General features: G+C 40.0%; 11 protein-coding genes. All 11 read right to left on the minus strand.

The window, feature by feature from the left end; genetic code table 11:
* Window positions 1-27 precede the first annotated feature (27 nt).
* The 11 genes from AC1XUD_RS24040 to AC1XUD_RS24090 all read right to left on the minus strand — a co-directional run bounded on the left by AC1XUD_RS24040 (window position 28) and on the right by AC1XUD_RS24090 (window position 12428).
* Window positions 28-1191, minus strand: a complete 1164-nt coding sequence (locus tag AC1XUD_RS24040; protein ID WP_483363585.1) for a glycosyltransferase — start codon at window positions 1189-1191, stop codon at window positions 28-30.
* Window positions 1192-1216: 25 nt separating this feature from the next.
* The gene (locus AC1XUD_RS24045) at window positions 1217-2152 is read right to left on the minus strand and encodes a glycosyltransferase family 2 protein (RefSeq protein ID WP_483363586.1); all 936 of its coding nucleotides are present in this window, start codon (window positions 2150-2152) and stop codon (window positions 1217-1219) included.
* Window positions 2153-2261: 109 nt separating this feature from the next.
* Window positions 2262-3107 carry an acyltransferase gene (locus AC1XUD_RS24050; RefSeq protein ID WP_483363587.1) on the minus strand — a complete coding sequence of 282 codons (846 nt, stop codon included), beginning with the start codon at window positions 3105-3107 and terminating at the stop codon, window positions 2262-2264.
* Between the two features lie 93 nt (window positions 3108-3200).
* Window positions 3201-4094 carry a glycosyltransferase family 2 protein gene (locus AC1XUD_RS24055; RefSeq protein ID WP_483363588.1) on the minus strand — a complete coding sequence of 298 codons (894 nt, stop codon included), beginning with the start codon at window positions 4092-4094 and terminating at the stop codon, window positions 3201-3203.
* A 6-nt stretch (window positions 4095-4100) separates the two neighbouring features.
* Entirely contained in the window at window positions 4101-5243 is a 1143-nt protein-coding gene (locus AC1XUD_RS24060) for a polysaccharide pyruvyl transferase family protein (protein ID WP_483363589.1), read from the minus strand.
* Window positions 5244-5265: 22 nt separating this feature from the next.
* Complete coding sequence (locus tag AC1XUD_RS24065; RefSeq protein ID WP_483363590.1) at window positions 5266-6333, minus strand: nitroreductase family protein; 1068 nt, start codon at window positions 6331-6333, stop codon at window positions 5266-5268.
* A 7-nt stretch (window positions 6334-6340) separates the two neighbouring features.
* Window positions 6341-7786, minus strand: a complete 1446-nt coding sequence (locus AC1XUD_RS24070) for a lipopolysaccharide biosynthesis protein (protein ID WP_483363591.1) — start codon at window positions 7784-7786, stop codon at window positions 6341-6343.
* Window positions 7787-7794: 8 nt separating this feature from the next.
* A complete protein-coding gene (gmd, locus tag AC1XUD_RS24075) occupies window positions 7795-8940 on the minus strand; it encodes a GDP-mannose 4,6-dehydratase (protein WP_483363592.1) in 1146 nt (381 codons plus the stop codon).
* A gap of 56 nt (window positions 8941-8996) precedes the next feature.
* Complete coding sequence (gene fcl / locus AC1XUD_RS24080; RefSeq protein WP_483363593.1) at window positions 8997-9938, minus strand: GDP-L-fucose synthase; 942 nt, start codon at window positions 9936-9938, stop codon at window positions 8997-8999.
* A gap of 80 nt (window positions 9939-10018) precedes the next feature.
* On the minus strand, window positions 10019-11023 hold the full coding sequence (locus AC1XUD_RS24085; protein WP_483363594.1) for a mannose-1-phosphate guanylyltransferase: 1005 nt from the start codon (window positions 11021-11023) through the stop codon (window positions 10019-10021).
* 76 nt (window positions 11024-11099) lie between these two features.
* The gene (locus AC1XUD_RS24090; protein WP_483363595.1) at window positions 11100-12428 is read right to left on the minus strand and encodes a UDP-glucose dehydrogenase family protein; all 1329 of its coding nucleotides are present in this window, start codon (window positions 12426-12428) and stop codon (window positions 11100-11102) included.
* Between the last annotated feature and the right edge of the window lie 120 nt (window positions 12429-12548).

A 12548-nucleotide genomic window follows, 5' to 3' on the forward strand; every position in this document is an offset into this window, starting at 1 on the left:
TCACGTCTAAAATTGAATCAGGAATACCTACTTCAGATATTTCTTTTTTACCTTAATCCAAAGTATATTCAAATAATCTCTGATTCTTTTCTTTCCGTAATAATAATCCCAGTCAATTTCCGTGAACTCAAGCTTCGAACTGTTATCAAAGTTTTCTGCTTTTGATAAAAAAAGGACATCACCAACTACACCATACAGGATATTCAAGGCGGCAGGTTTCAGATCGATGTCATACGATTTTCTGTATTCACCTGTCAGCAATTTCTTGGCAGAAATTACATAATTGCCAGTGTGAAAACTTAAATCTTTTATTCCGTATGTGTCAATCGTAGCAATATCAACATCTGAAATTGGAAGTTTTAATTTTTTTAATTGTCTTGCATCTAATTCAAAATAGCTATCGTAAACATTGATCGATTGATCAAAATTTACGAACTGAATATTTTGAGCATTAAAATCATAAAAGAAAGGAACACTATAAGTGTATTCCTTGCTTTTGTGATGCGTCCCTGCGTCACTCATATTTGAAGTAAACGAACGCTTGGGATATGCAAAATGTTTGTCAGTATTTACTAAATACTTAATGTAATATTTAACCCAGGACGATTCTGGCCAATTCTTGATTTTTTCCGGAATATTATCTTCTGCACCCATTACCGGACCTTTCCCGTACCATTCTGCAAAACCCATCCACTGAGACTTAGTCCATGCCTGACCCCAGGAAGCCGCGATTTGCATAAAATAAACGTCGTTAGAGTCTGGAATCAGGTCAAACGGCAGGTCCGCGCAGTAATTGTGCCGATGGCTGTAGAGTGATATACCACCAATGTTTCCATCATTGGAATAGTATCCGAGCGCTTTTTGAGCGTATAAATAAAAATGTGGGCTCACGACAAGATCGTCTTCCAGCATGATCAGGGAATCATAGTTTTCAACCAGATTTCCGCAACTGATCACATGCTTTCTCAATCCAAGGTTTGCTGCATGAACAATTACCTTTTTGTTACCATGAGCCCATTCAAACTGCTGAGCAATCTGCACCACCTCATTGTGCGCTTCTGAGTCCTGAAAGTCAATGCTGATGACAAGTTCGATATTTTGGTTGTCGTATACAGCTCTATCGACAAAAGACAAAAGCCTTGTCAATGATTTTGGTCTGTTATAAGTTATGACAACAATCGAAGGATTCATTACGTACGCCAATTAGGTTTTATTGCTATTTGAATTTCATTATTTTGAAATTCATCAAATGCTTTTTGATATTATATTTCAAATTTGAACTTAACCAGAGGTTCAAAGGAACATGAAGGTTAAGTTGTCTGATTGTTTTGTCAACGTGGTCAGGAACAAGTAGTTTTTTCCCCATCAAGTGGCTGAAAAGAAACGTGTTGAAATACTCATTGAGCTCGTTGTTGTAACTGCCTTTTGAGATCAAATATTCTTTAACTCTCAACCGAACACCTACCAGGTTATTCAAAATTTTCTCAAGTCTGTTTTTATCCTGAGTCCTCGAAATGGAGTTGTCCACAGAATAAACCACAGCCGAAGTGACCATATCAAAAGTAACTTTACAATCCGCTGCAAGGAGTCTGAACAACAAATCGTATTCCTGAGAAGAACTCAGTTCTTCGTCCCATCCGCCGATGCTCATTAATTTTTCTTTTCTCCAAAGATTGGCACTGGTTATACCTAGCTTGGAGCCGATTAGTCCTTTCCAAACATTTCCCGATTCAGGGTTGACAACACTGTTTTCAATCTGCCCTTTTTTCTCCTTGATGAATTTGTAGGTCGAGCAAATAATGTCCGCCTGATTTTCGATCATCAATTTTACCTGCCGGTCCAATTTGTCTGGCAATATTTCATCATCAGCATCCAAGAACTGTATAACCTCTCCGGTTGCGTACTTTAGTCCCGCATTTCTGGCAGGGCCGCTTCCTTTTTTAGTTTCCAGTAATGACCATACTTTGGTTGGATACTTAAGCTGATATTCGTTAAGTATGGCTTGTGTGCCATCTGTCGAATTGTTGTTTACCAGAATAAGGTTCCAATTTTTGTATGTCTGATTTAATACGCTGTCAACAGCTTTTCTTACATATAATTCACAATTGTAACAAGGGATAATTACCGAAATCGTTGGATTTGAGCTTAACATAAGTATTGAAATTTGAGGGTTTGTTTTTCATAATTAACATTTTTTAAGATTACAAATTTTCTAGAGTGGAATTTTAGGTATTAGTTACTACACTTACTTATACTATTAATTAAATCATTTCGGAATCCATCCTCTCCCGGTGTTCTGGAAAGGGAGTTTTCATCACTATATTCTGAATTTTGCTTACTACAGTAGTGTTTTCCTCGACTTCTAAATTGGAAATTACTGTTCTGTATCCGACTATTACATTTGCATTCAACTTACTTCCTTTTAATATCGCCGCCTCTCGTCCTATCCAACAATCATTCCCGATGTAAATTGGTTTTGTTTTTGGTTTCTCAAACTCATAGCCAAACACTGGGAATTTTGATTTGACAAGTTCTCTTCGGTGTTCATTTGAATAGAGATTATGCGTGTTAGTGTCCCATATGATGCACTTATATGAAATCCTTACAAAATCACCAATTTCAATGCGCTGATCGCAGCGTATTTCACATTCTTCGTTGATATTCGTGTATTCTCCTGTAGAAAAAACGCCACCATATTGTACTTTTACTTTTCCTCTGATTCTGTTATGATGGCCGATATATGCTTCCCCGGTTACCGATATCGGAACTAAAGCCGTCGAGTATCCGCCTTCAACGATCGTGTGATGACCTATCACCAATGTTCCGTTTTTAACAGTAATCTTTACTTTATCCAGTGATACACCTTTGCCTACTATCAGTTTCGCTCCATTTTCGAGTATAATCACAGAATCGCTAATCCTAACTCCTTCAGCAATAGTTGAATCTGACCCCTTTCTGAACCGGATACTGGATCGTTTGATCTTAACATTCGGTGCCAAAACAACCTTAGACCCGTTCTTTCTTACAACTACGGAGCGCTTAAACAAAAACTTGTGATCAATTTGCGTAAGCAGAATATTCAGTATGGAAAAAAAATTACTAATCATGGGGCTTTGTTTTAGTCTGTGGAGGGTAGATTACAGATGCCTGATTTAGTTTTATTCGTGTGTGCTGTCAAATTTTTGGTATTTCGCATGCCTTTACTGCCTGTTTGATGTTTTTCCCAGAGAAATTAACAATGCTTCCTGCGAGCAAACATAGTCGATGTAATAGCGGGTTAAAAATACCTTGAATTTCTGTATTACTGTTAATTCTTTCCCATATTCTAAAATTTGTTTGATGGTGTAAAAAGGTGGTTTTACTGCCTTGATATATCTGACAAACGCAGACATCCTGTTGCGTCTGTTCATCATGGCATGGCCACCGGTTACCCTTTTACTTTTCATCACAAGCAGATCCAGATCTTTTCTTGCAGGATGGTAAATAGATACTTCTTCCCCGAAGACAATATTGAATCCATTTTGATGGGCTCTGGATGACCATTCAAAGTCACCGCCGGAAAAAAGGCTATCGTTGAAATTACCCACTTTGTCCATTACGTATCTCCATGTAAACATGTTTCCTGTTACGGCTGCATGATGCTTGTTGACATATTGCCTTTGCTTGAACGCGAATACTTTTTCGTACAATTCCGCACTGGTCGGCTTTTTCGGATTTTCATAATACAGTTCAATATTTCCAGCTATACGACTGTATTTCTGGCTTTCAAGAATTTTGACCGCACTTTCAATCCAAGTTGGAAAAGGTATACAATCAGAATCAGTAAACCCGTAGATATCTCCTGTAGCAACCTTCAAAGCTGCATTGCGTGCAGCATATGAACCAGGTTTAGATTCGGTAAGCAACTGAAAACCAGATGGTAATATATATCCGGCAGGTGGCTTATCGTTAGGATCATTGTTGACAATAATGACTTCGATAAGTTCTTTGGGATATGTTTGCTGTTTTAAAGCGATAATGCAAAGTAACAGTCTGTCCCAATCACGGTAGGTGGGGACAATTACGGAAACCTTTATCTTTTTTTCAGTGTGCATGGTAACTCAGTTTTTTATTACATCAAAAACCATATTCCACATATCTTGTGATAGTTCTTTTTGTCTTGTTGAGGCAAGTTTAAGCCGCTGATGGATGTCTTCCGAAGACTTAGGATTTAATATTAAATCTAACTTTTCTTTTAAAGCCTCTCCGTTCAAATCTTCATCTTTGATGAGACCTTCGGCAAAAGCATAATCCTCCATGAGCGCAAGATATTTGTGGCTCCAGCCCACACAAAGACATGGGATAGCCTGAGATAAAGCACTCACAAGTCCATGGAATCGGGAGGTAACAACTCCTTGTGATTTCGAAATGATACCCTTCACATGTAAAGGATCGTCTACCCGCAAAATCGGAACTTGCTTGTTATATATCGTATTAACTTCTTCTGCCAGTTTAAAATCTTTCACTCCTTCATGTATAAGGAAAAAAGGCTTTTTACCGCTTTCTGTGATCAAGGTAGTCACATTATTAAGGAAATCAAGGTATTTTTCTCTGCTGCTGAAAACCTTCGATTCAAGAAGCTTATTATTCGGGATGATCGCGATTTCATATTTTTCGCTATCAAAGTACTCAGGAACCTTTCCTTTAATAAGATTGGTAAAATCTGGTCTGAGAAACAAATTGCTATGATTCGCGGGGATATTTTTCAGATATGAATACGAGTAATTATCACGCGCAAAAACCAGATCTGCTTTGTTCAAAATAACAGACATTTTTTCCTGAAGATCTTTATTCTCAAAAGAGCCGAATGCCTGAGAAAGCATGATCACTTTTTTCCCCTGGTGAGTCCATCTTTCGATATGATTGGCCATTCTCATTCCGGCTTTTTCCGGTCCCCAGAAATCTCCGAAAGCAAAGCCTGATCCATCGAGTACAACGTTAATCTCTTTTTCCGGTATATAACCCAATTTCTCGGTCAGTTGCTGAGGAATAAATTCAGTAGTAATTCCAAACTTTTTGCTGTGGAGTTTTGTGAAAATTCCTACCTCCCGCTGTTTCTTAATAGGCGCAATATCTCTCTTTTCCATTACAAATTTTGCGTCAGGAAGCTCTTTACGCACTTTTTCAAGTATTGCGTAAAGCATCAATTCTGCACCTTTGTTGTGAAATTCGACTCCGCGAAGTTCGATGACATATTTTTTCATAAGAAGTAGTGAGTTACGTGATCTAGTTATATTTTCTAATTTGATTAATCGGTCTTTTTTCTGAAAATGCGACCAGACCTTCGGGATCAGGGTATCCGATTCCCATACACATTATTGGCCGTTGATATTTTTCCAATTTCAGAAATGATTCCATTTTTTGCTCACGATCTTCCATATCCGGCCAATTAATAGAGCAGCTGCTGAGTCCCATTGTTTCCAACGCAAACATCATGCTCATTGAGGCTAATGAGGCATCTATATACATCACGTGGCGATCCCTTTCGTCAAAATAGGCATCCAGATTTCCAACTATTACAACCATCACTTGAATACTATGGCCATATCCCTTCGTACCCATTGGAAATTTCACTACTTCTTTTACCTTTTCAGGATCATCGAAAACCCGGAATTCAAAAGGCTGTCTGTTGCATGCGCTTGGTGCCTGATTAGCAGACATAATCGCTTTATCGATGAGTTCGCGCGGCACCGGCTTGTCCAGAAACCAGCGGACGGAGCGGCGTTGCTTGCAGAGTTTATAGAATTCGTCGAAATCTATCGAACTTTTATTTTGATCCAGCCTCAAATAAGGAACCCTCTTGCCGTTGATACTGAGTTGCTTTGGATCTTTGGCTTTATCGACGATCTTTCTAAATCTCTGCTCTTCTTGTTTTATTAATGGATCAGTTAAATCCATGTTTGCAAAATATTCGCTCAAAACGTCATAGAACCATTTCATTTGCGGATTTGGCCCATTGTGCTCCTCAGGTGTCCAGATTCCCTCAAAACTGTCAACTGTTTCAGTAATGAAATCCTTTCCGAAGACAGGTCTTCTTGGCTTCATCAAAAGTCCTTTTTCCAGTCGGTGTGTATTTCTTACCAAAAGGAAATAATTAGCTTTTAATTTATTTGTATCGTCAATATGCTGAATTCGTCCAGCCAAAACGGCTTGCAGTTCGCGGTCAAAAGAACGATCAAACAGTAAGTAGTACAAGGCTGACATTTTTTTCGAATTCACCGACCATCTTGGTAATTTATCCGAAACAATCTGCCGTATTACTGACTTTGGATATCGCAATGCTTTATTTATCATCTGGTATTTATTTTTTTGAAAACCTTAACTCCGATAATTGTGTCTTGAATTCTTTACCCATAAATATCCAAATGACAATCCCATAACTAAGGAATAGAAACAGTCCGGCCACAATGTAATTTAGGTGAAGATAATTATAGAGGAGGTTTGCAATACAATATGCGACCAAGCTGCCAATCCAGGGATCTTTAACCGCATAAAGGAATTCTGCTGTTGTAATTTTGATAGACAACAGATTATTAAAAGTATACTGAGCGATAATTACTGCAATGAATTTGTTTATCAGCACGGCATAAGCTGCACCGACTACGCCGTAATAGTAAATCCCGGCGATTAGCATTGGAATGAAAATGGCACCCTTTAAAAGCTGCAACTTCATTTCCAGATCCGGTCGTCCCATTCCCCTGATTAGTGCGGCATTGCTGTTTACCAACATATGCACCATAACGGAAAACGACAGGATTTGAAGTGGAACTATCGAATCCACCCACTTTTCACCGAAAAACATAAAGATGAAAGGTTGACCAAGTGTTATAAAAAACACCATGATCGGGTACATTACAATGCTGTTGTAGTTAATTACTTTCAGATAGTACTTTTTTAGAGATGCCGGGTCAGACTGTTTTTTTCCGTACATCGGATACATTACAGTATTCACCACCATCATAATTTTTGTCCTGAAAGTATCTGTCAGAATAAAAGCAAAGGTGTAAGATCCAAGTGCCTGCGCCGATAATAGTTTACCAATAAAAAGGTAATCCACATTATTAATCAGGTAGTTGATCACTCCGGTTCCGGTGGTATATACTCCGAACCCGAATACGTCTTTAAACGCCTGATCATCCCACATGAACTTAGGCTTCCACTTCGTCGCGTTGAAGTATAATGGAATGGCAATTACAATCGAAGCAACAGAATTGAAGGCAAGTGACCAAACTCCTAAGCCTTGGAATGCAAGAACCAGCGCGATACATCCTGAGATAATGTTCGAGGTATTATCGATGAACGCTATCTTCTTGAAATTCATTTGCTTGGTCAGCTGCGCCTTATGAACCAGGTTTACCGGACCAGATAAGATTCCCAAACTAAGAAACGGTACAAGCTTTCCTAAAACAGGCTGATTGTAAAAATCGGCAATAAAAGATGCGGCAACAAAGCTGATAATAAGGTACAAAAAGACTGACCATATAACACCTGTCCAAAAGGCTGTGTGGAAATGTTCTTCCCTCAGGTTTTCGTCCTTTCTTTGGATTAAAGCCGCACCAATACCTATATCATTCAATACCTGAACAAATCCTATGAAAACTGTGGCCATCCCCACTAACCCAAACTGCTCAGGAAAGAGCACTCGGGCCAGGACGAGACGAATAACAAAACTAAAAGATGTGTTAACCACCATCTGTAAGCTGCTCCAGAATACGCCACTTACAATTTGCTCTTTAGACTTATCCATGGTAGCGATTATTCAAAATAATTCAACACTCCAAAGCCTTCTTTAAGAAGCAATTGGTCTTTCTGGAATAGACGAAGATCTGATCCAGCCATATCTTCAATAAGCATATCCAGCGAATATTTAGGTTTCCAGCCTAATTGAGTTTGCGATTTTGTCGGATCTCCGATCAACAATTCAACTTCGGTAGGGCGGTAGTATCTTGGATCAATACGCAGAACGACAGTTCCGACAGCCAGGTGCTCACCGTTGGCAAGTCCCAGTTCTTCCAATCTCAACGGATTGACAGAAGCTATTGTCGCTATTTCATTTTCTTCGCTCCCGGTAAATTCCAATTCAACACCTAGGAAGGCAAATGTTTTACGGATAAATTCACGAACGCGGGTTGTTACACCAGTTGCGATGACAAAATCTTCCGGTTTTTCCTGCTGAAGAATAAGGTACATTGCTTCAACGTAATCTTTGGCATGGCCCCAGTCACGTTGAGAATCAATATTTCCCATATAAAGGCAATCCTGAAGTCCCAAAACGATTTTTGCGGCAGCTCTTGTAATCTTGCGGGTCACGAAAGTTTCACCTCTCAAAGGAGATTCGTGGTTGAAAAGAATACCGTTACAAGCGTACATGTCATATGCTTCACGGTAATTCACTGTAATCCAGTATGCATACATTTTAGCAACTGCATATGGAGAACGTGGGTAGAACGGTGTGCTTTCCGACTGAGGAACAGCTTGAACGAGGCCGTATAGTTCAGAAGTAGAAGCCTGATATATTTTCGTTTTTTTGGTAAGGCCTAAAAGTCTTACAGCTTCAAGGATACGCAAAGTGCCAATTCCGTCAGCGTTGGCCGTATATTCAGGTTCGTCAAAACTTACCTTCACGTGGCTCATCGCCGCAAGGTTATATATTTCATCAGGTTGAACTTCCTGAATAATTCTGGTGAGGTTCATGGAGTCCGTAAGGTCTCCATAGTGCAAAATAAACCGGGGGTTTTCGCTATGAGGGTCCTGGTATAAATGATCAATACGTTCTGTATTGAACAGTGAACTTCTACGTTTAACACCGTGAACAGTATAACCTTTGCTTAGCAGAAGCTCGCTTAAATAAGCTCCATCCTGACCGGTTACTCCTGTTACTAAAGCTACTTTGTTTTCCATCTTAAGATATCGTTGAGTGACTTGTATTAGATTCGATTTAGTTATTTCCCGCCGGTTTAAACGGCATATATTTCTTGATTGTTCAGGTAATCCTGGTAGGCTAATTCAATCCCTTCCCGGAGGTTAATCGTATGTTTCCACCCCAAACTGTGCAGTTTGGAAACATCCATCAACTTACGCGGTGTGCCGTCCGGTTTTGAAGTGTCCCATTTGATTTCACCGCTATAGCCCACGATCTCAGCTACCAGTTCGGTAAGGTCTTTAATGGAAAGGTCTTCGCCCGTTCCCACGTTTACCAGTTCACGTCCATTATATGTTTCCATTAAAAATAAACATGCCTCAGCGAGATCGTCGGCAAAAAGGAATTCGCGTAGGGGAGAGCCCGTACCCCAAGCCTGAACAAAAGGCTTGTCTTCGGTTTTGGCTTCGTGAAATTTCCTGATCAAAGCAGGGAGAACGTGCGAATTATTTAAATTGTAGTTATCGCCATAACCATATAAGTTGGTTGGCATTGCGCTTATAAAATTGCTGCCATATTGGTCATGATATGCTTCACAAAGTTTAATACCAGCGATTTTTGCAATGGCATATGGTTCGTTGGTTGGTTCAAGCACACCTGTTAGGAGGTAATCTTCTTTCAAAGGTTGCGGAGCCATTTTCGGGTAAATACATGAAGACCCCAAAAACATCAGCTTCTTGACTCCACAAACATGAGACTGGTGAATGATATTGGATTCTATCATCAGGTTTTCATAAATGAAATCAGCGCGGTAGGTATTGTTGGCTACGATACCACCAACTTTTGCTGCAGCCAAAAAAACATATTCAGGTTTTTCATCTTCAAAGAAATCGGCAACAGCCTGTTGATTTCTAAGATCAAGTTCAGATGAAGTGCGCGTGATGATGTTGGTAAATCCTTGTTGTTCCAGCGCTCTTGTAATAGCACTTCCAACCATCCCACGGTGCCCTGCTACGTATATTTTAGATTCTTTTTCCATGTTAATAATTCTTGCGGGGGGCTTTTGTATAAATTCTGTTACCCTTTTTGAGGCGGATATTCTGGTAATTGATATTGGTGTTACCTTACTAATTCAGGTTTTTCTTTCTCGAGTCTTTCATAAATGTTCTTCACTTCCTGAGAGTTGTCTTTTGACAAAACCAGAATAGCATCTGGTGTTTCCACCAAAACAATATTGTTTACTCCCAAAAATTCCACGTGCTTTGTCGAACCAACAACACAGTTGTTATTTACAAAATGGTAAGTTTCGCCCTGTCCTTCCCAGTGCTCCCAAATAGATTCAAACGAACCCAGATCAGACCAACCGAAATCGGCTTTTACTACCTTAATTTTTTCCGAGCGTTCCATCACAGCATAATCAATACTTTTCGATGGAATAAGCATTGTCTCATATTCAGGCAAGAAATTCTCCATGCTTTTTTCATAGCAAGCAATGGATTTATCGAAGATATCTTCTTCGAATTTTTTCAATTCCTCAAGATATACACCTGCCTTAAAGCAAAACATACCACTATTCCATAGGAAATTACCGCTTTCGATGAAACTGATTGCATTCTCAGCATTCGGTTTTTCACGAAAAGAAAGGACTTCGTTTTCCTTATATTCAATATAACCGTAACCAGTCTCAGGTTTTGTTGGGTTGATACCAAACGTAACCAAAGATCCAGCTGTTGCCAGAACAATAGCTTCTTTCAATGCGAGGGCATATGCCTGATCGTCAGTGATAATGTGGTCGGAAGGAGTAACAAAAAGAATGTCATCCGGATCGCAGGCGGAAGCGGCAAAGGCAATCGCAGCAGCAGTGTTTCTGGGCGCAGCTTCAATAATCTCGCTATACTTTTTCAGTCCAGCCCTGATCAGGTCTGCTTGTGACAACAGATAATTGTCCTTATTGCCAACGATTATCGTATGATCGGCAAAAATCTTGTTTCTCTCTGCCGTTAGCTGGAATAAAGATTTATCTCCAAACATTGGAATATATTGCTTGGGCATCGATTTTCTGGAAACCGGCCAAAGCCTGCTTCCAACACCTCCTGATAATATTACATGAACAATGTTTGACATTCTGTTTTATTTTTTGCTGTTCGAATGATTCTTGGAACGTGACGTCGTTGCCGACGTCACTTCTTACAGTCATTTTTTAAGCTTCAATAAATTCTTTCTCGTTAACTGCGGAGCGTCCGATACTATAGTAAGTGAAGCCCATTTCTTCCATCTGGCTCAGTTCGTACAGGTTACGGCCATCGAAGATCACCTTTTCCTTTAGTAACTTACCCATTTTTTCAAAATCAGGAGTCCGGAATTGCGGCCATTCTGTGAAGATCATCAGAGCGTCCGCATCGTCCAAAGCTGCATACGCTGTATGCGTATAAGTTACTTCCGGGATCAGTTTTTTCACGTTTTCCATCGCCTCAGGATCGTATGCAGTAACCTTAGCTCCCGCAGCAAGAAGTGCTTTGATATTCTCCAAAGCCGGAGCTTCACGGATATCATCTGTATATGGTTTGAAAGCCAATCCCCAAACTGCAATGGTTTTGCCAGCCAGCTCACCACCGAAATATTCGCTTACAATAGGAATTAGTTTTTTCTTTTGGTCATCGTTAACAGCCATTACCGATTTAAGGGTACGGAAGTCATATCCATAGTCTTCAGAGGTTTTAGCCAAAGCCTGAACGTCCTTAGGGAAACAGCTCCCGCCGTAACCAATACCAGCAAACAAAAATCTTTTGCCTATTCTGCTATCTGTTCCAATTCCGCGACGAATATCGTCCACGTTCGCGTTTACTTTTTCGCAAAGGTTCGCGATCTCGTTCATAAACGTGATTTTCAGCGCAAGGAAAGAGTTGGCAGCATATTTCGTCATTTCAGCAGAACGTTCGTCCATGAAAATAACTGGATTTCCCTGGCGAACTAGTGGTGCATAAAGCTTTTCCATAACCTTTTTCGCTTTGTCCGAAGTTGTTCCAACAACTACACGGTCAGGCTTCATGAAATCTTCAACAGCAACACCTTCGCGCAAGAATTCAGGATTTGATACTACATCAAAGTCAACAGTTGCGTTTTTAGCAATAGCTGCACGAACTTTCTCCGCTGTTCCCACAGGAACGGTGCTTTTGTCAATAACCACAACATATTGATCCAGGATAGGACCGAGGTCATCCGAAACACCCAATATATATTTAAGATCTGCCGAACCATCTTCTCCTGGAGGAGTAGGCAACGCAAGGAATATAACCTCCGCTCCTTTGATCCCCTCTGCAAGGTTGGTAGTGAATGAAAGACGACCTTCAGCAATGTTACGGTCAAACAGAACGTCAAGTCCTGGTTCGTAAATAGGAATTTCGCCGTTTTGAAGTCTTGCTACCTTGGAAGCATCAATATCTACGCAGGTAACCTGGTTTCCTGTTTCAGCAAAACATGTTCCTGTTACAAGGCCAACATAGCCTGTACCGACAACTGCAATTTTCATATGTTATGTTTTTATGATTATGATCTGGAAGTAAGACTTTATAGTAAATTTTCAGATTTTGACTGAAAAGAAAAGAATCCGAAAAGTTCTTGGAACCCTCGGAGGCCAGGATCCCTTGAT

The sequence above is a fragment of the Dyadobacter sp. HNCC25DJ184 genome (assembly GCF_056895215.1).